Raw genomic sequence first — 18,591 nt, 5'->3', positions numbered from 1 at the left:
CTTGCGGTCAGCATTCATTGGGTTCACAGAGATGGCTCGCCAACCGATCCATCAAGCGATCGCAGGCGGCCATTTGTTCAACGCTCACGTATTCGTCGGGCTTGTGCCCCTGGTCCATGCTGCCGGGGCCACAGACCACCGTCGGCACGCCGGCCTGGTGGAACAGGCCGCCTTCGGTGCCAAAGGCGACCGTGCTGAAGGCGTCACTGCCGCACAGCCGCGCAACCAGTTGGGCGGCCGCGCTGTCAGGCGACGTGGCCAGGCCCGGGTAGGCCGACAGCGGTTCGAAGCGGATCGCCGTATCCCGCGCCACCGCCTGCATTGCCGGCAGCAGGGTCTGCTCGGCATAACCTTGCAATTGCTCGGCCACCCCATGGGGATCGAAATCCGGCAAGGCGCGCACTTCGAAATCGAAACGGCAGTCGGCCGGGACGATGTTCAGTGCCGTGCCGCCATGGATTACCCCGACCTGCACCGTGGAGAACGCCGGGTCGAAGCGCAGGTCGTGCCGTGAGGGTTCGGCCAGCTGCGCACCGATCTCGCCCAACCGTCCGATCAGGCGCACCGCCTGTTCGATAGCGTTGACCCCGTAAGGGGCATAGGCCGAATGGCAGGCCGCCCCTCGGACATGGCAACGCATCGCCAGCTTGCCTTTGTGCCCCAGCACCGGTCGGAGCTGGGTGGGTTCGCCAATCAGGCACAGGGCCGGTTGCGGAACTCGCCGGACCAACACCTCCAGCAAGCTGTGAACGCCCAGGCAACCCACCTCTTCGTCATAGGAAAACGCCAGGTGCACCGGTCGCCGCAGCGGGCTGGACAAGAACACCGGCACCGCCGCGAGCACCGAGGCCAGGTAGCCCTTCATGTCCGCCGTGCCCCGCCCGAACCATTTGCCGTCCATCTCGGTCAGGCAGAACGGATCGACCGTCCAGGCCTGCCCGTCCACCGGCACCACATCGGTGTGTCCGGACAACACCACGCCACCGGGCACCGACGGGCCAATGCTCGCCAGCAGGTTGGCCTTGGTTCGCTCGGCGTTGTAGATCAGCTCGCTGTTCACGCCCAGCCCTTGCAAGTAGTCACGCACGAACTCGATCAAGGCCAGGTTCGAATCGCGGCTGACCGTGGCAAAGCCCACCAGCTTGGCGAGCAGCGCGCGACTGCGCAGCTCACTCATCGCCCGGCACTCCATAACTCGGCGCCAAGGTCGGGTTAAGCGCACGGGTCAGGTAATCCTGCAGTTGCGGCTGATAGGCGAGCCAGAGCTTTTCCAGCTCGCCGATGGGATTTTCCTCGGCCCAGTCCACCCGCAGATCGACGATGGGCCAGGTCAGGTCATCGACCACCGACAGCGCCGCCGAATGCACCGCCCCAGCCTCCCCGCCCGCCGCTTGCCCGGCCTGCAACGCGCTCATCAAGCGTGACGCAAGACAGCCACCGCTGTGTTCGAAGGCCGTGACCATGGCCTCGATCACCGCAGCGTTGGCCAACAGATTGCCGGCCGCCACGCATTGCTCACCGGCCACCGCGTTGTGGGTGCCCAGGGTATGCTCGCCGCTGAACATCGCCGTGCGCCCTTCGGCATCGATCACCGCCACCTGGCGGTATTGGCTGTAGCCGTTGCGCGGCAGGGTCCGCTCCAACGCCGCTTGTGCCGCCAGGCCGCCGGCCAGTTCATCGAGAATCTGTGGTCCCAGGGCCGGCAGGGTGATGTTCTGGCTCGACACCGCGCCGACGCCCGCGCGCAACCAGGGGCAACGGGCACCGACGGCAATGCTCGAGGAGCTGATGGCAATGCCCAACTGGCCGGTTTCGGCACAGCGTCCAACGATGGAAAAGGTCATGTTCCGCTCCTTATTCAGGGATCACCGCGATCACGTCGATTTCCATCAGCCACTGCGGCTGGCCCAGGGCACTGACCACCAACCCGGTGGAGATCGGAAACACGCCCTTGAGCCACTTGCCAACCTCCTGGTACACCGGTTCGCGATAGCGCGGGTCGATCAGGTACGTGGTGGTCTTGACGATGTGGCTCAGGTCGCTGCCGGCCTCCTCCAGCAACTGCTTGACGTTGCGCATGGCCTGCTCGGCCTGGGCGCGAGGATCGCCAAGGCCCACCAGTTGGCCGTTGAAGTCGGTGCCGACCTGGCCGCGCACGTAGACGGTGTTGCCGGCGCGCACGGCCTGGCACAGGTCGTTGTCCAGCGTCTGGTTCGGGTAGGTGTCCTTGGTATTGAACATGCGAATACGTGTGTGAGTAGGCATCAGCGGACTCCCGAGAGACTGGTTTTCGAACGGTGTGAATCGCTGTCAAGTGCCGGGGCCTGGCGCTGGGCAGCATCTTGATAAGCGAGGTAAATGCGTTGCTTCACGATGTGGTCGGCAATATGCCGGGCGTCATGCCAGACACCCCAGATGAACGCCGAGCCTCGACGTGACAACCACGGCAAGCCGACGAAATACAGGCCAGGCTCACTGCAAACGCCACGCTGATGCCGAGGCTTGCCATTGGCGCCGAGGGCGTCGACCTTCAGCCAGCTGTAATCCACCGAGTAGCCGGTGGCCCAGATGACGCTGGTCACGCCGGTGGCGAGCAGGTCCAGTTCCAGGATCGGCTGGGTCAGGCATTGCGGGTCGGGCAGCAGGTGGCGGGCTTCAGGTTCGAGCGGCAGGTCCAGGCCGTTACGGGCAATGTAGGCGTCGGCGGCATCCAGCAGCGCCAGGTAGTTTTCGTCGCCGCGGGCGATGTTGTCGGCAAGATTCGGTTCGAAGCTCACCACATTGCCGTTGAACGATTTGGTCAGCCCCACCAGGGTGATGCCCTCGTGGGCCAGCCGGCGAAAATCCACGGTATGGCCGCCACGGGCACCGCTCACGGCGATGGTGACGTGCTCCTTGCCGGGCTGGACCGCCTCCGCATCCCATTCGCCCAGCACGCCCAGCCACCAGCAGAAATCGCGGTTGCGATAGGCCCGTGGCGGGCGGTCGTGGGCCCCCACCGAGAGATAGACCTGCTTGCCAGCGCGCCGCAGTTCATCGGCGATCTGCACGCCCGACGACCCCGCCCCCACCACCAACACCGCCCCCTCGGGCAATTGCCCGGGGTTACGATACTGGGCCGAGTGAAGCTGGGTGACCGTGGCCATATCCGGTGCAATCGGTGGGATCACCGGCCGCTGGAAGGGCCCGGTGGCGACGACCACATGGATCGCTTCGATCAGGCCTTCGGAAGTTTCAACGGTGAAGCCCGGACGACCGACATTGCGCTCCACGCCCCTGACCTCAACGCCGGTACGGATCGGTGCATTGAATTTACGGGCATAGGCTTCGAAGTAATCGGCCACCTGGTCCTTCGTCGCGAAGGCATCCGGGTCGAGCCCTTCGAATTCCAGCCCCGGAAAGCGGTCATGCCAGGCCGGCCCGTTGGCCACCAGCGAATCCCAACGCGCCGTGCGCCAGGCCTCGGCAATGCGGCTGCGCTCCACCACGAGATGCGGCACGCCTTGCCGGCTCAAATGCTCACTCATGGCCACGCCGGCCTGGCCGGCGCCTATAACAAGCGTATCGATGGGTAGGGTTTCATCAAGCATGTTTGTGCACTTCCGGCAGTAGGTTTGGTTCAGGCAGGCATGGCGCCGCCTCGGATTCGGTTTTCTTGTTGTTTTGCGGTTGCGGTGATCGAGATGAGGTGTCGAGGCGATTGTGTTGGCAGGCGGGGATTTGCGAAACGAGGGTTTTTGTCGTTGCTGGGAAGGAAAAAAATGGCCTACTGCGCGAGCGTGCTGATCACTGGGACGAGGCGAGTCACTGTGGCGAGGGGATTTATCCCCGCTGGAGCGCGGAGCGGCCCTAATACCAACAACCCGGTGTGTCAGGCAGATTGAGTTGACTGTTTAGAAGGGCTGCTGCGCAGCCCAGCGGGGATAAATCCCCTCGCCACAATATCCAGGAGCGGCACAAATGGGGAGTGTCAGATTTTTTGTGTGCGCGCCGGAAACGCCTTGAGCTCCAGCTTCTCCATCACCAACCCGATGAACGCCGAAACCGCCAGCGGCAACTGCCGCCGGCTCGGATACAGCACATTCAGGCCGAAGCCGCTGCGTTGGTACTGCGGCAGCACGCGCACCAGCCTTCCGGCTTCCAGGTCGAGAGCGCTCAGTGCCCCTGGCAGCACGGCGATGCCCAGACCGGCGACGGTTGCCCTGCGCAACGCTTGGGCGGTGTTGGCATGGAATCGGCTGGCGATCTGCACGTGTTCCTCGATACCGTCCGGGCCGACGAGTCGCCAGTCGGTCAAGCCGCTGGGGTGGGCGAAGCTCACGCCGTCGTGGTGAGCCAGGTCCTGCAGCGAACGCGGTACGCCGCGTGCGGCAATGTAGGCGGGACTGGCAACCATGCCGTCACCGTCGTTCTGCAGCAGTTGGCGACCGACATACCCAGAGTCCTGCAGCGGACCGCCGCGAAAGGCCACGTCGATGCGGTCGGCAATCAGGTCGACACGGGCATCGCTGAGCACAAAATCGAGTTGCACACGAGGGTGTGCGGCTAAAAAGTCGGCCACCCATTCCATCGGGAAAAAATCGAAAAAATCCGCCGGCGCCGCGATACGCACCAGGCCGCTGGGCTCTTCGCTACCCATCATCAGTTCCTGCCCTGCATCCATCAGACCATCCACCGCCTCCACGCAGCGCTCATAAAACCCCTGGCCCACCTGGGTCAACGTGAGTTTGCGGGTCGAGCGCTGCAGAAGTCGCGACTCCAACTGCGCCTCCAACTGTTGGACCCGGCGGCTGACGGTGTTGGCAGGCATGCCCAAGCGCCTGGCCGCCTCGGCGAAGCTGCCGCTGCGGACCACCTGGACAAACAGCGCGACATCGTTGAGATCGAGCATGGCGCCGACATTCCTTCGTTTAATGGATGAGTTCAATCCGATTGTATCGGCTAATCAATCCATTGGCAGGCACTTATCCTTCTCCCATCGAGGCCCAACGCCCAAGACTTGGAGGCAATCCCATGAACAGCATCGTCGCAGCACCGCCGCGCGTCATCGTCCATCGCACTTCCGGCAGCAGCCACGGGCCGATCACCCGACTCATGAGCCCCGGCGACCTGGGCCAGCTCTGCAAGCCGTTCGTGTTTCTCGATCGCATTGCCGCCAAGGCCGACGCCATGCAAAGGGGATTCGGCATGCACCCTCACTCTGGAATCGCCACGCTGACCTATCTGATCGAAGGCCAGGTGATTTACGAAGACACCACCGGCCAATCCGGCACACTGCCCAGCGGCGGCGTGGAATGGATGCAAGCCGGCAACGGTGTATGGCACAGCGGGCGGCCGGTCGCCAGTTCGCCGATCCAAGGCTTCCAGCTCTGGGTGGCGCTGCCGGCGGCTGAAGAAAATGCCCCGCCCCACAGCCTCTATCTGGCACCCTCCGAGATCCCCCGTGAAGGTCCGGCGCGGGTATTGCTCGGCCAATACGGCGCGACCCGCAGCCCTGTTACGGCGCCAGCGGGCATGAATTACCTCGCCGTGCAATTGCAGGACAACGAGCACTGGCGCTACACACCACCGGCCGGGCACAGCGTTGCCTGGCTGGCGGTCAACAGCGGCAGCCTCGATGCGGGCGGCAACGCCAATGCAGGGGAAATGGTGGTATTCGAAGAGTCCGGCGCGGCCATCGACATCGTGGCCCGGGGCGCGACGTCCTTCGTGCTCGGTTCGGCGGTCAAGCATCCCCATGACTTGGTGATGGGCCACTACTCGGTGCACACCAGCGTGGCGGCTCTGGAGAAAGGCGAGCAAGAAATCCAGCGCATCGGCGCCCTTTTGCAGCAAGAGGGTCGGTTGGGCTGACCGACCCTCGATTCAATCCCTGTTCTTAACCGATCCCTTAGAGGTGAATCATGACTGACATCGGTCTCGATCTTCTGTTGTCCCGAGTTCAACTCGGCAAGCTGTCCCTGAAAAACCGCATGATCATGGCGCCGATGACCCGCAGCCGTGCCGGAGCAGGCGATGCGGCCACGGCCCTGATGGCCGAGAATTACAGCCAACGCGCCAGCGCCGGCCTGATCATCAGCGAAGGCTCCCAGGTGTCGGCCCAGGGCAAGGGTTACCTGAGAACGCCGGGGATTTTCACCCCTGAGCAAATCACTGGCTGGAAACAGGTGACCGACGCGGTCCATGCCGAGGGTGGGCAGATGTTTTTGCAGCTCTGGCACGTGGGCCGTCTTTCCCATCCCTTGGTGCAAGTCAACGGCGCCCAACCCGTTGCCCCCTCGGCGATCAAGGCCGATGGCGAGATCTACACCCCCGAAGGCCTCAAGCCCTATGAACTGCCACGGGCGCTGGAGCTCGATGAAATCCCCGGCGTGATCGCCGACTTCCGCCAGGCTGCCGTCAACGCGAAACAGGCCGGTTTCGACGGCGTGGAAATTCACGGCGCCAATGGCTACCTGATCGACCAGTTCCTGCGTGACGGCACCAACCAACGCACCGATGCCTACGGCGGCTCGGTCGAGAATCGCGCCCGTTTCCTCAAGGAGGTCGTCGAGTCGGTGATCGAAGTCTTCGGGGCCAGCCGTGTCGGTGTGCGCCTGTCGCCGATCTTCAGCTACTTCTCGATGAGCGACAGCCACCCACAAGCCACTTTCGACTACACCGCCAGGATGCTCAGCCGCTATGGCCTGGCCTACCTGCACATCGTGGAACTGGGCGAAGGCCCGTTCGACTTCCGGGAGCTCAAGCGCCGCTTCGGCGGGCCCTACATCGCCAATGGCGGCTACAGCGCCGAACGCGCCGCTACCGCCATCAGCCGCGGTGAAGCAGATCTGGTGGCGTTCGGCACACCGTTCCTGGCGAACCCGGACCTGGTGGAGCGTTTCAAACGGGGCCAGGCGCTGAACCCCCCTGATGCGTCGACGTTCTATCAAGGCGACGAGCGTGGTTATACGGACTATCCGACCCTGGCCAAGGCCCAAACAGGCCAAGAGGCTTAATAACCGAGACCTGTGGGAGCAAGCCTGCTCGCGATGGCGTCAAGTCAGTCGATATGGAGGTTGAATGACACACCGCATTCGCGAGCAGGCTCGCTCCCACATTTGATCCAGGTCCTCCCCGATCTTCCGGTGGCGCAAGTCCCCTGTGGGAGCGAGCTTGCTCGCGAATGCGGATTGTCAGCCAACAATGATGTCGAATCTGATACCGCCATCGCGAGCAAGCTCGCTCCCACACTGTTGCCGGTTGGCCGCAATATCTACATCCACCATCAATCTCCTGTGGGAGCGAGCTTGCTCGCGAATGCGGATTGTCAGCCAACAATGATGTCGAATCTGATACCGCTATCGCGAGCAAGCTCGCTCCCACACTGTTGCCGGTTGGCCGCAATATCTACATCCACCATCAATCCCCTGTGGGAGCGAGCTTGCTCGCGATAGCGGTGGCTCAGAATGCATCAAACAGTCAGGTGCTTTCCGGCACATCGATCTGAAGCGGCACCACCCGCCTCGGCGCCGGGCCTGGCTGTGTGACGCTCGTGGCCTCGACCAGTGCTGCGATCGCCTGTTCGGCCATGGTCACCACGGGATGGGACAGCACCGCCTGGACCAGCCCCGTCTTCCGTGTCAAAGGAGTCAGGTCGTGGCACACCACTGCGTGCGTGTTCGGCTGGGAGGAACGGGCCGATGAATCCGGGCGTTTCATGCGCAAGGAAATCCAGGCCTACGTCGACAAGTACTTCAGGTAAACGGATTCATTCCAATAACCGGACTAGCCGCGGCTCGATCGCCTGTTCACTCACCTCAAGCAGCGCCAGCGTCACCGGCAACTTGAACCGCCGCCGGCCGGCGCTGCCAGGGTTGAGGTAGAGCCGCTCGCCCCGCCATTCGATCAGTGGTTTATGGGAATGGCCAGTGGTCACCAGTCTCACGCCGGGTTCGAGTGGCGCCGGCACATCCGCGATATCATGGACCAGCAGTACCGGCCACCCCCCCAGGTCGAATTGCAGGCAATCGGCAAGGTGCCCTGCCCACTCGGCCTCCAGATCGTTGTTCCCGCGCACCACGTGCAGCTCGCCGATGGAAGCCAGGGCGTCGAGGATGTCCGGGCTGCCGATATCACCGGCATGAATGATCCGCTCACAGCCTTGCAGCGCGGTAAGCGCTTCGGGGCGCAGCAGGCCGTGGGTATCGGAAATGACGCCAACTTTCATGAAACCTTTCTCCCCAATCCTGTGCCGCCGCTTATACCTGCCTCGTCGCAGTTAGCTAACATGCTGAATTCGAATAGGATAGGCTGCGCCGTGAAAGGTGCAGCCCCATCGTGGAAAGGATATGTCAATGCTCGGACGCAAGCAGCCAGAGCCCAAGATCGAAAGCCCCAATGAAGCCTTTTCCCAGCAGGCTGTGCGGGCCGGAGCTGCATTTCGGTTGACCGTGAGTTTCATGCTCGTGGTCGTCATCGCCTTCCTGGCCGTCGAAGGCTGGCGGACCTGGCGCGACTACCGCGCCGCGTTTGCGTCTGCCCGGGATTCGGTGACGAACCTGGCACGGGCGACCGCCCAGCACGCCGAAGATACGATTCGACAAGTGGATGTGGTTACCGCCGCCCTCGCCGAACGCGTGGAGGGCGACGGCCTGCAGAACATGGACGTTCCGCGCATCCATAAGCTATTGGTGCAGCAAGCCGCCATCATGCCGCAACTGCATGGGCTGTTTATCTACGGCCCGGACGGTCAATGGCTGGTGACGGACAAGGAAGTGATTCCGGAAATGGCGAACAACGCCGACCGCGACTACTTCCAATACCACCGCACCCACGAGGATCAAGGGGTGCGCATCGGCGACGTCGTCAAGAGCCGTTCCACCAACGACCTGATCATTCCCATTTCCCGCCGTTTGAACAACCCCGATGGCTCGTTTGCCGGCGTATTGCTGGGGACCGTGAAGGTCAGCTATTTCGTCGACTACTACGGCGACTTCAAAATCGATGGCAAAGGCGCGCTGGTCCTGGCCAAGCGCAGCGGAACGATCCTGGTCCGACGTCCTTTCGTCGCGTCGGTGATTGGCAAGAGCCTCGTCAACAGCGTGATCTTCCGGGAACATTTACCCACCTCCAATCAAGGGGTTGCCGAAGCCAGGGCCGTCGTCGATGACACCGAGCGCCTGTACGGCTACCGGGCCTTGACCACGTATCCGCTGGTGGTGGAAGCCGGCTTGTCCCGCGAATCGATCATCGCACCCTGGCGCCGCGACCTGTTCAAGACCGGTCTGGTGCTGATTTTCCTGATCGCGATACTGGTGGGCTTCGGGCTCATCGTGTTGAGCCAGCTGCGCTACCGCATGACCATGGAGAAACAGATTCGCAGCGCCCACCAGGCCATGCGCGACATGGCGCTGACCGATAGCCTGACCGGGCTGGGCAACCGCAGGCGCCTGGACATCGCCTTGGCCGATGAAATCCGTCTGGCAAGGCGCCAGGGTTCCTCCCTGGCCCTGATCATGCTCGACGTCGATTACTTCAAGCGTTTCAACGACAGGTACGGCCATGCCGCCGGCGACGATTGCCTGCGGGCGATTGCCGCCGCGCTCAGGCAGACCATCAAAAGGCCGGGTGACCTGGCGGTCCGCTATGGCGGTGAAGAATTCACCGTGTTGCTGCCCAACACCGACAGCGCCGGGGCCGCCAAGGTCGCGCAGCAAATCCTCGAAGCCGTCAGGGCCTTGAACATCGAACACGGCGACCATCCCTTGGGCATCGTGACCATCAGCGCGGGCGTCACCACCTGCCTGCCGAGCGGCGAAGACGTCACCCCGGCCATGTTGATCAGGGCCGCCGATGCCTTCTTGTACCTGGCCAAGAACACCGGGCGAAACCGTTGGTGCAGCGCCGGCTCGACGCCGGAGTGAACCCGGAGGGGAGCACCGCGCATCGGTCCGGATCGTGCAAACCCAAGTCCACAGGTGCCTGTAAGGCTCCTGCCGGCTACAATGCGCGCTTCGACCGTGACCAGCCTGACTAAAAACAAATGTCCTTGCCCAAACATCATCTGGAATTGCTCAGCCCCGCCCGCGACGTGACCATCGCCCGCGAGGCCATTCTGCATGGCGCCGACGCCGTGTACATCGGTGGCCCGAGTTTCGGCGCGCGTCACAACGCCTGCAACGAGGTGGGCGATATTGCCCGGCTGGTGGAGTTCGCCCACCGCTACCACGCCCGGGTGTTCACGACCATCAACACCATCCTGCACGACAATGAACTGGAGCCGGCCCGCCAGCTGATCCACCAGTTGTACGATGCCGGTGTCGACGCGTTGATCGTCCAGGACCTGGGGGTGATGGAGCTGGATATCCCGCCTATCGAGCTGCACGCCAGCACCCAGACCGACATCCGCACCCTGGCCCGGGCCAAGTTCCTCGACCAGGCCGGTTTCTCGCAACTGGTCCTGGCCCGTGAGCTGAACCTGCAGGAAATCCGTGCCATCGCCGACGAGACCGATGCGGCCATCGAGTTCTTCATCCACGGTGCGCTGTGCGTGGCCTTTTCCGGCCAGTGCAACATCTCCCACGCCCAGAACGGCCGCAGCGCCAACCGTGGCGACTGTTCCCAGGCCTGTCGCCTGCCCTACACCCTCAAGGATGACCAGGGCCGGGTAGTCGCCTATGAAAAACACCTGCTGTCGATGAAAGACAACAACCAGAGCGCCAACATCCGCGCCCTGGTCGAAGCCGGCGTGCGCTCGTTCAAGATCGAAGGGCGCTACAAGGACATGGGCTATGTGAAGAACATCACCGCCTATTACCGCCAGCGCCTGGACGATGTCCTCGAAGACCGCCCGGACCTGGCCCGCGCGTCCAGCGGCCGTACCGCCCACTTCTTCGTCCCCGACCCGGACAAGACCTTCCACCGTGGCAGCACCGACTATTTCGTCAGCGAGCGCAAGATCGACATCGGCGCCTTCGATTCGCCAACCTTTACCGGCGTGCCGGTGGGCGTGGTGGAAAAGGTCGGCAAGCGCGACTTGCAAGTAGTGACCTTCGATCCGTTGTCCAACGGCGACGGGCTCAACGTGCTGGTCAAGCGCGAAGTCGTCGGTTTCCGCGCCAACATCGCCGAGCCCAAGGGTGAATTCGAAGAGGACGGCCAGAAGCGCTACCGCTACCGCGTCGAGCCCAACGAGATGCCGGCCGGGATGTACCAATTGCGCCCCAACCATCCGCTGAGCCGCAACCTGGACCACAACTGGCAGCAAGCGTTGCTCAAGACCTCCTCCGAGCGCCGGGTCGGCCTGGCCTGGGTTGCGCGCCTGGGCGAAGAACGCCTGGAACTGACCGCCACCAGCGAGGAAGGCATCAGCGCCAGCGTCGCCCTGGAGGGGCCATTCGGCCTGGCGAACAAGCCGGAACAGGCCTTGGAGCAACTGCATGACCTGCTCGGCCAACTGGGCACCACCGAGTACCACGCCACCGCCATCGAGCTGGATGCGCCCCAGGCGTTCTTCATCCCCAACTCGCAGCTCAAGGCGTTGCGCCGCGAAGCCATCGAAGCCCTGACCGCCGCCCGCATCAAAGCCCACCCGCGCGGTGGCCGCAAGGCCGAGACCAGCCCGCCGCCGGTGTACCCGGAGTCGCACCTGTCGTTCCTGGCCAACGTCTACAACCAGAAGGCCCGGGATTTCTATCATCGCCACGGGGTCAAGCTGATCGATGCGGCGTTCGAGGCCCACGAGGAAACCGGTGAAGTGCCGGTGATGATCACCAAGCACTGCCTGCGTTTCTCGTTCAACCTCTGCCCCAAGCAAGCCAAGGGCGTCACCGGCGTGCGCACCAAGGTCGCGCCGATGCAACTGATACATGGGGATGAAGTGCTGACGCTGAAGTTCGACTGCAAACCCTGCGAGATGCATGTGGTGGGCAAGATCAAGGGGCACATCCTTGACCTGCCATTGCCCGGCAGCACGGCGCAACCGGTGGTCGGCTACATCAGCCCTGAAGACCTGCTCAAGACGATTCCGCGCGCACCGCATTAAACCCATACCCACCGCCCCTGTGGCAGTGGGTACTTACAAAACTGGCATCCGCCACAGATCCCCTGTGGGAGCGAGCTTGCTCGCGATGGCGGCGGCACATCCAGCATCAATGCAAGCTGACCCACCGCTTTCGCGAGCAAGCCCGCTCCCACATTGGATCTGTGGTGGGCTGAGGATTTGTGAACATCCCAAAAAACCTGTGGGAGCCGAGCTTGCTCGCGAAGGCGTCAGCAGCATCAGCATCAATGCAAACTGACCCACCGCTATCGCGAGCAAGCCCGCTCCCACATTGGATCTGTGGTGGGCTGAGGATTTGTGAACATCCCAAAAAACCTGTGGGAGCCGAGCTTGCTCGCGATGGCGGCGGCACATCCAGCATCAACGCAAGCTGACCCACCGCTATCGCGAGCAAGCTCGCTCCCACATTGGATTCGTGGTGGACTGAGGATTTGTGAACACCCCAAAAAACCTGTGGGAGCCGAGCTTGCTCGCGATGGCGGCGGCACATCCAGCATCAATGCAAGCTGACCCACCGCTTTCGCGAGCAAGCCCGCTCCCACATTGGATCTGTGGTGGGCTGAGGATTTGTGAACATCCCAAAAAACCTGTGGGAGCCGAGCTTGCTCGCGATGGCGGCGGCACATCCAGCATCAATGCAAGCTGACCCACCGCTATCGCGAGCAAGCTCGCTCCCACATTGGATTCGTGGTGGACTGAGGATTTGTGAACACCCCAAAAAACCTATGGGAGCCGAGCTTGCTCGCGATGGCGTCAGCAGCATCAGCATCAATGCAAGCTGACCCACCGCTATCGCGAGCAAGCTCGCTCCCACATTGGATCTGTGATGGACTGAGGATTTGTGAACACCCCAAAAAACCTGTGGGAGCCGAGCTTGCTCGCGATGGCGTCAGCAGCATCAGCATCAGCATCAGCATCAGCATCAATGCAAGCTGACCCACCGCTTTCCCGAGCAAGCTCCCACACTGAGTGTCGGGTGGTTGGAATGGATTTTTCATTTCTGCGCCGTTTTCGCTTTCCCGGGCGACAATCCTGTTCAAAGGGCTCCCCCGCCGCGTGTTCATGGTGCTAGGTTGTAAGTGATTGTTTCATCAAACGATACTTCTCTCCTGCAAAGGAATGCCTGCCACCATGAACTGCCCGTTCAAGCGTCTTGCCGTTGCCACCCTCATACTGTCCAGCCTGTCGTCATTCGCGATGTCGGCCAACGCCAACATCACGGCCCAACAAAGCACGGCCATCGTCAAAACCTTCGCCGATACATCAGTCACCGATTTCAGGCAATTCCTCGCCGAAGTAGCCAAAAGCGACCTCGCCAAAACCGCCAACCTCGGCCCGACCATCAGCGCCTTCCAGGCCAACAAAACCCTGTCGACCGAACAGCAGAACGAAATCCATCGCCTGCTGGGCCTCTACGCCCGAGTGAAATACGGCAAAGCTGCCACCGAGACGCTGAAGGAACTGGTCGCCATCCCGACCTTTCGCAAGGACGGTGTCGCCCAACACGAGAACCCCGAGTTCCTCAAGATCGCCGACAAGATCAAAAGCCTGGCCGAGGCGTTCAACCTGAACTTCCGCAACATCGACAACCGCGTCTATGAGATTTCACTCGAAGGCAGCGGTGACGAAGTCGTCGGTATCCACGCCCATGCCGACGTGGTGCCGGTCACGCCGGAAAACTGGGTGTTGAAAGACGGCACCCGTCTCGATCCGTTCAAGGTCACCCTGGTGGGCGACCGCATGTATGGCCGGGGCACCGAGGACGACAAGAACGGCATCGTCGTGGCGCTCTACGCCATGAAGATCATCAAGGAAGAGAAGCTGCCGCTGGCGCGCAACTTCAAGCTGCTGGTCGACACCACCGAGGAAACCACCGGCGACGCCATTCCCTATTATTTCGAACGCAACCCGACGCCCAACTACAACTTGGCACTGGATGGCGGCTATCCCGTGGTGATTGCCGAGAAAGGCTACGGCACCGTCATGGCCAATTTCCCTCGCCGCGCGGCACAGGGCAAGGGCGCGCAAATCACCGCATTGACCGGCGGCCTGGCGACCAATCAGATTCCGTCGACGTCCGTGGCCACCTTCGCCAGCGACAAGCCCGCCGAGCTGGCCGCCGACCTGCTCAAGGCCGCTACCGACTATGCCAAGCGCAACGGCGGCAATTTCGAAGTGGGCTCCCAGGTCGTCGGCAAAGACGTGCAACTGACCTTCACCGGCGTTTCCGCCCACTCCTCCGAGCCCGAGTCAGGCGTCAACCCGGTGGCACGGATGCTGGACTTCATCAATGGCCTGGACGGCAAGGTTGCGCTCAAACACAACCACATCACCGACGCCGCCCGTTACGCCGCCAACAATTGGGGCTTGGATTACCTGGGCAAAAAATTAGGCATCGGCTTTTCCGACGTGTTCATGGGGCCGCTGACCGCCTCGCTGACCTACGTCGGGATGGATGACAAGACGTTCAAGCTGGCGGTCAACCTGCGGGTACCGGTCGGCAAGACCACAGAAGCCCTCAAGACTGAGATTGCCGACAAGCTGGCCGTCTGGAGCAAGCAATCCCAGGTCGCGGTGGCCTTCGACTACTCCATCGACGCGCCGATGTACCGCAACCCTGAGGGTGAATGGGTCAAGGCACTGCTAGCCGTCGCCACTGAAAATCTCGGCATGGAACACAAATACGGCACCTCCGCCGGCGCCACATCGGTCCATGACCTGCCAAACGGCGTGCAATTCGGCCTGGCGATGCCCGACGTCAAATACACCGGCCACAACGACAACGAGTTCAAGACCGTGGAGCAATTCCTTTTGGACTTGCAGATCGTGACCGAGATGATGGGACGGATCGGGCAGTTGCCGAAGCTCTGATCGGCCTGCACGGGACAGCTATCAAGACCTGTTGGTTTTCATTGTGGCGAGGGAGCTTGCTCCCTCGCCACAGGTTTACCCTTATTCCTTCACCTTATTCCTTCAGGTGAGTGGCGCTGGGGTCAATGACCTTGGCGGTAATGTCGACCAACTCCAGCCCCCAATCCCCATGCAGGTACCAATCGTCCCCGATCATCTCGGCCGGGTGCATCGTTCGATCGGCACCGTTGCCGCAGGCCAGCGCACTGGTCGGACAGTAACGATCACATCCCCAGCAGATGCGCTCGGGATGCTTGGGACTGATGGGAAAAGGCTTTGCCATGACGACCCCGTATGACCGATGGGTGTACCCATACCCTACCCCGCTGGGCCGCTGCCGCCCTTGATCCTGATCAAGAACAGCCGCGCAGGAACGATCCCACGTTCGTTGATCAAAAATTCGCGCTGAAAATTGACAAGAATCATTATTATTCGCAGCGAAGCTTCCTAGACTCGGCGCCATCAATTAGCCAACCAGGAAGTTATCATGCGCACCCTTGCTCCGTTGTCCCTCGCCTTGCTGTTGCTCCCACCGCTGGCCCAGGCCAAGGAATACCCCATCGGCGAACCGCAACTGTGCCCGGGGCTGGAAGTCGGCGCGGTGTACTTGCAACCGATCGAAATGGCCCCCGCTGGGATGATGCGCGCCACGGCGGATTCGGATGTGCACCTGGAAGCGGATATCCGCGCCACGGCGGACAACCAGCAAGGCTTTCAGGAAGGCAGTTTCGTGCCCTATCTCAACGTGTCGTTCCAGCTGAAGAAACAAGGCAACGACACCACGCTCAAAGGCGACTTCCACGCCATGGTTGCCAATGACGGGCCGCACTACGGCGACAACGTCAAGCTGCTCGGCCCGGGCAAATACCAATTGACCTTCACCGTCCTGCCACCGGGTGGCCACGCGTCCCTGGGTCGTCATACCGACAAGGAAACCGGCGTGGCCCCATGGTTCGAGCGCTGCGAACTGCATTATGAATTCGTCTACGCCGGGATCGGTAAAAAAGGCGGGTACTGAACATGAGCCGCCGATCCTGGCCGTCATGCCTGGCCTGGCTGACGCGGGCCGCTCTGCTGCTACCGTCAATCGCCCTGGCCGAACTGCCCACCTATGAATTGAGCATGCGCGACGGGTATTTCACGCCGTCGCAGCTGGAAGTACCCGCCGGGCAACGGTTCAAGATCGTGCTGAAGAATGTCGGCCAGGGTCCGGCGGAGTTCGAAAGCACGCCATTGCGCGTAGAGAAAGTGCTCTCGCCCGGCGTCACGACTTTCGTGGTCATCCATCCGCTGCGCCCCGGGCACTATCCGTTTTTCGATGAATTCAACCCGCAACTGCCCGAGGGCGGGATTCTCGCCCGGTGATCGGCCAGCAGGAGGCGTTTGCATGACTCAATCGATGTTTATTGTCTGGCGCGAAAGCGTCGAAGCGTTGTTGGTGATCGGGATTCTCCAGGCCTGGGCCAGCCAGCAGCAACAGGCCAGCCAACTGCGGCGCTCTGTATGGGCCGGCGCGGCGTTGGGCCTGTTGTTGTCCGGCGTGCTGGCCGGCCTGATCCTACTCGCCGGCGAGGCCATGAGCGGTGCGGCCAATGAGTGGTTCCAGGCGTCGTTGGCACTGGTTGCCAGCCTGTTGATCGTGCAAATGGTCGGCTGGATGCACCGAAACGCGAGGACACTCAAGCATGACCTGACACGCCACGCCGACCAGCGCCTGAGCCGTCAGGGCGGCCTGGGGCTGATGGTCTTGGCGTTGCTCGCCGTCAGCCGCGAAGGCAGTGAAACCGTGGTTTTCCTGTATGGCGCCGGGACACGCCTGCACGGGCCGCAACTGGGCTTGTTCGCCGTGGGCGCGCTGGCCGGGCTGGTGCTGTCGCTGCTGACCGTCTCCTTGCTGCACAGCAGTCGTCGGTTTATCTCGTGGCCGCGGTTCTTTGCTATCAGCGAAGCGATCCTGCTGCTGTTGGGCGCGGCGTTGCTGGTCAGTGCCATCGAGCGAGTCGGCGGGCAATTGCTGGCGATGGATTGGCCCGAGGCGGTGTATCGCGGCATTGGCGACGCGCTGTGGGACAGCAGCGCATTACTCGACGACGGCCATGGTTTCGGCGGGTTCCTGGCGGATTTCACCGGGTATCGGGCCAGCCCGAGTGCGATGACATTGCTGGTGTGGCTGGGCTATTGGGGGGTGGTCGCGGGTTGGTTGCGGCCACGCAAAGCGGAAACCCTGCCATGCCCGACCTGAACCCCTGGCTGCAACGCCTGGGCGACGGCATGCGCCGCCACGGCGCAACCATTCGTGCAGTGCAATGGGCGGTGGTGCTGTTCTACGCGGTGCTGTTGGTGGTGCCGGCAATGTTGCCATTACCGGACAGCCAGGCGCGGCTGTTGGATAGCCTGACGCTGCTGGCACAGTTCCTGTTCTGGGGAATCTGGTGGCCGTTCGTGTTGCTGTCGATCGTGTTGTTCGGCCGCCTCTGGTGTGGCGTGCTGTGCCCGGAAGGCGCCCTGAGCGAATGGGCCAGCCAGTACGGCAAGGGCCTCGGGGTGCCACGCGGGTTGCGCTGGGCCGGCTGGCCGACCCTGGCGTTCTGTCTGACCACGGTCTACGGCCAGTTGATCAGCGTGTACGACTATGCCCAGGCGGCACTGCTGATCCTGGGCGGTTCCACCGTCGCCGCGGTGATCGTCGGCCTGTCGTTCGCCCGGGGCAAGCGGGTGTGGTGCCGTTACCTGTGCCCGGTCAGTGGTGTGTTTGCCCTGCTCGCCCGCTTGGCACCGGTGCACTTCCAGGTGGACGAACAACGCTGGCTGGAAAACCCTGCACCCCGGCGTCCTCCCCCCAATTGCGCGCCGCTGCTGGACATCCGTCGCCTGCGCGGCGCCGCCGATTGCCACGCCTGTGGTCGCTGCAGCGGCCAGCGCGACGCGGTACGGCTGATTGCCCGCTCCAGCAGCGCGGAAATCCTCCAAGCGACGGCCAAGACGCTGTCGCCCTGGGACGTTCGCTTGCTGCTGTTCGGCGTCATCGGCCTAGCCATGGGAGCCTTTCAGTGGACCGTCAGCCCCTGGTTCATCGACCTCAAGCAGGGCCTGGCCCAATGGCTGGTGAGTCACGATTGGCTTTGGGCGCTACAGGACAACGCGCCCTGGTGGCTGTTGACCCACTACCCGCAACTCAATGACAGTTTCAGTTGGCTCGATGGTTTTTGCATCGTCGCGTATCTGGGCATGAGTGCTCTGCTGATGGGCACTTCGTTGATGCTATTGATGCGCCTGGCGGCATGTCTCTCGGACGATGCCACAGCCTATCGGCCCCTGGCCCTCACCCTGACGCCTCTTGGCGCTGCCGGGTTGTTCCTCGGCCTGTCGGCCACCACCGTCAAGCTGCTGCGCTATGAAGGGCTGCTGCTGGAATGGGTTTCACCGGTAAGGGCCGCGCTGCTGACAGCGGCAATTGCCTGGAGCCTGTGGCTGGGCTGGAAACGCCTGCGGTCCACCGTGGCATCGCCGATCCGACGCTTGCCCGCCATGGCATGCCTGGTCCTGGCTAGCAGCCTGGTGGGGTATGGCTGGTGGTTGCAATTCTGGGGTTGGTGATCGAGGGATTGCGAGGGTCTACAAAGTCATGTCCACCACAG

The 18,591-nt window shown here is 62.5% G+C and carries 17 protein-coding genes and 1 pseudogene; 10 read left to right on the top strand and 8 right to left on the bottom strand.

From position 1 onward, the window contains the following. Positions 1-7 precede the first annotated feature (7 nt). The 5 genes from argE to PSH84_RS17880 all read right to left on the bottom strand — a co-directional run bounded on the left by argE (position 8) and on the right by PSH84_RS17880 (position 4,891). A complete protein-coding gene (gene argE, locus PSH84_RS17900; protein WP_305481473.1) occupies positions 8-1,177 on the bottom strand; it encodes an acetylornithine deacetylase in 1,170 nt (389 codons plus the stop codon). Then, a complete protein-coding gene (locus PSH84_RS17895) occupies positions 1,170-1,844 on the bottom strand; it encodes a DUF1028 domain-containing protein (RefSeq protein WP_122569471.1) in 675 nt (224 codons plus the stop codon). Before PSH84_RS17895 ends, argE begins: the two co-directional genes overlap by 8 nt. 10 nt (positions 1,845-1,854) lie before the next feature. Then, the gene (locus PSH84_RS17890; RefSeq protein WP_003201555.1) at positions 1,855-2,265 is read right to left on the bottom strand and encodes a RidA family protein; all 411 of its coding nucleotides are present in this window, start codon (positions 2,263-2,265) and stop codon (positions 1,855-1,857) included. Further along, positions 2,265-3,590: a flavin-containing monooxygenase gene (locus PSH84_RS17885; RefSeq protein ID WP_305481472.1), complete on the bottom strand. Its 1,326-nt coding sequence runs from the start codon at positions 3,588-3,590 to the stop codon at positions 2,265-2,267. The genes PSH84_RS17890 and PSH84_RS17885 overlap by 1 nt, the downstream gene beginning before the upstream one ends. A 380-nt stretch (positions 3,591-3,970) precedes the next feature. Continuing rightward, positions 3,971-4,891 carry a LysR family transcriptional regulator gene (locus tag PSH84_RS17880; protein ID WP_122569473.1) on the bottom strand — a complete coding sequence of 307 codons (921 nt, stop codon included), beginning with the start codon at positions 4,889-4,891 and terminating at the stop codon, positions 3,971-3,973. Between the two features lie 122 nt (positions 4,892-5,013). Here PSH84_RS17880 and PSH84_RS17875 point away from each other — a divergent pair, with 122 nt between their 5' ends. Together PSH84_RS17875 and PSH84_RS17870 are read left to right on the top strand one after the other, a co-directional pair. Further along, complete coding sequence (locus PSH84_RS17875; protein ID WP_305481471.1) at positions 5,014-5,853, top strand: pirin family protein; 840 nt, start codon at positions 5,014-5,016, stop codon at positions 5,851-5,853. A gap of 50 nt (positions 5,854-5,903) precedes the next feature. Beyond that, positions 5,904-6,998, top strand: coding sequence for an alkene reductase (locus tag PSH84_RS17870; protein ID WP_305481470.1), 1,095 nt, complete (start codon positions 5,904-5,906; stop codon positions 6,996-6,998). A gap of 463 nt (positions 6,999-7,461) precedes the next feature. Here PSH84_RS17870 and PSH84_RS17865 read toward each other — a convergent pair whose 3' ends face one another. Continuing rightward, entirely contained in the window at positions 7,462-7,626 is a 165-nt protein-coding gene (locus PSH84_RS17865) for a hypothetical protein (protein WP_439800572.1), read from the bottom strand. Positions 7,627-7,648: 22 nt separating this feature from the next. Here PSH84_RS17865 and PSH84_RS28805 point away from each other — a divergent pair. Next, positions 7,649-7,744: pseudogene (locus PSH84_RS28805) on the top strand (sugar phosphate isomerase/epimerase); the annotation flags it as partial. A 6-nt stretch (positions 7,745-7,750) separates the two neighbouring features. On the opposite strand, the gene PSH84_RS17860 reads toward PSH84_RS28805, so the two are convergent. Then, a complete protein-coding gene (locus tag PSH84_RS17860) occupies positions 7,751-8,209 on the bottom strand; it encodes a metallophosphoesterase family protein (RefSeq protein ID WP_305470855.1) in 459 nt (152 codons plus the stop codon). A gap of 127 nt (positions 8,210-8,336) precedes the next feature. On the opposite strand from PSH84_RS17860, the gene PSH84_RS17855 reads away from it, so the two are divergent. From PSH84_RS17855 to PSH84_RS17845, 3 genes are all read left to right on the top strand, one after another. Beyond that, the gene (locus tag PSH84_RS17855) at positions 8,337-9,905 is read left to right on the top strand and encodes a sensor domain-containing diguanylate cyclase (protein ID WP_122569477.1); all 1,569 of its coding nucleotides are present in this window, start codon (positions 8,337-8,339) and stop codon (positions 9,903-9,905) included. Positions 9,906-10,024: 119 nt separating this feature from the next. After that, positions 10,025-12,025 (top strand): peptidase U32 family protein, encoded by a 2,001-nt coding sequence (locus PSH84_RS17850; protein ID WP_305470853.1) that lies wholly within the window; start codon positions 10,025-10,027, stop codon positions 12,023-12,025. Positions 12,026-13,174: 1,149 nt separating this feature from the next. Further along, positions 13,175-14,914: a dipeptidase gene (locus PSH84_RS17845; RefSeq protein ID WP_305470851.1), complete on the top strand. Its 1,740-nt coding sequence runs from the start codon at positions 13,175-13,177 to the stop codon at positions 14,912-14,914. A 94-nt stretch (positions 14,915-15,008) separates the two neighbouring features. On the opposite strand, the gene PSH84_RS17840 is transcribed toward PSH84_RS17845, so the two are convergent. After that, the gene (locus PSH84_RS17840; protein WP_122566513.1) at positions 15,009-15,236 is read right to left on the bottom strand and encodes a DUF3079 domain-containing protein; all 228 of its coding nucleotides are present in this window, start codon (positions 15,234-15,236) and stop codon (positions 15,009-15,011) included. Between the two features lie 204 nt (positions 15,237-15,440). Between PSH84_RS17840 and PSH84_RS17835 the strand changes: the two genes are divergently transcribed. Genes PSH84_RS17835 through PSH84_RS17820 form a run of 4 tightly spaced genes read left to right on the top strand, consistent with a single transcriptional unit; the run spans position 15,441 to position 18,550 of the window. Next, complete coding sequence (locus PSH84_RS17835; protein WP_305470849.1) at positions 15,441-15,971, top strand: iron transporter; 531 nt, start codon at positions 15,441-15,443, stop codon at positions 15,969-15,971. A 2-nt stretch (positions 15,972-15,973) separates the two neighbouring features. After that, on the top strand, positions 15,974-16,318 hold the full coding sequence (locus PSH84_RS17830; RefSeq protein WP_122566511.1) for a cupredoxin domain-containing protein: 345 nt from the start codon (positions 15,974-15,976) through the stop codon (positions 16,316-16,318). 22 nt (positions 16,319-16,340) lie between these two features. Then, on the top strand, positions 16,341-17,195 hold the full coding sequence (locus PSH84_RS17825) for an FTR1 family iron permease (protein ID WP_305481469.1): 855 nt from the start codon (positions 16,341-16,343) through the stop codon (positions 17,193-17,195). Further along, positions 17,183-18,550 carry a 4Fe-4S binding protein gene (locus PSH84_RS17820; RefSeq protein ID WP_305481468.1) on the top strand — a complete coding sequence of 456 codons (1,368 nt, stop codon included), beginning with the start codon at positions 17,183-17,185 and terminating at the stop codon, positions 18,548-18,550. The genes PSH84_RS17825 and PSH84_RS17820 overlap by 13 nt, the downstream gene beginning before the upstream one ends. The last annotated feature ends 41 nt before the right edge of the window (positions 18,551-18,591 follow it).

It is taken from the genome of Pseudomonas beijingensis (assembly GCF_030687295.1).
Lineage (GTDB): Bacteria > Pseudomonadota > Gammaproteobacteria > Pseudomonadales > Pseudomonadaceae > Aquipseudomonas > Aquipseudomonas beijingensis.
The sequence above is the reverse complement of the archived record's forward strand: the minus strand, read 5'-3'. Positions and strand labels throughout refer to the sequence as shown.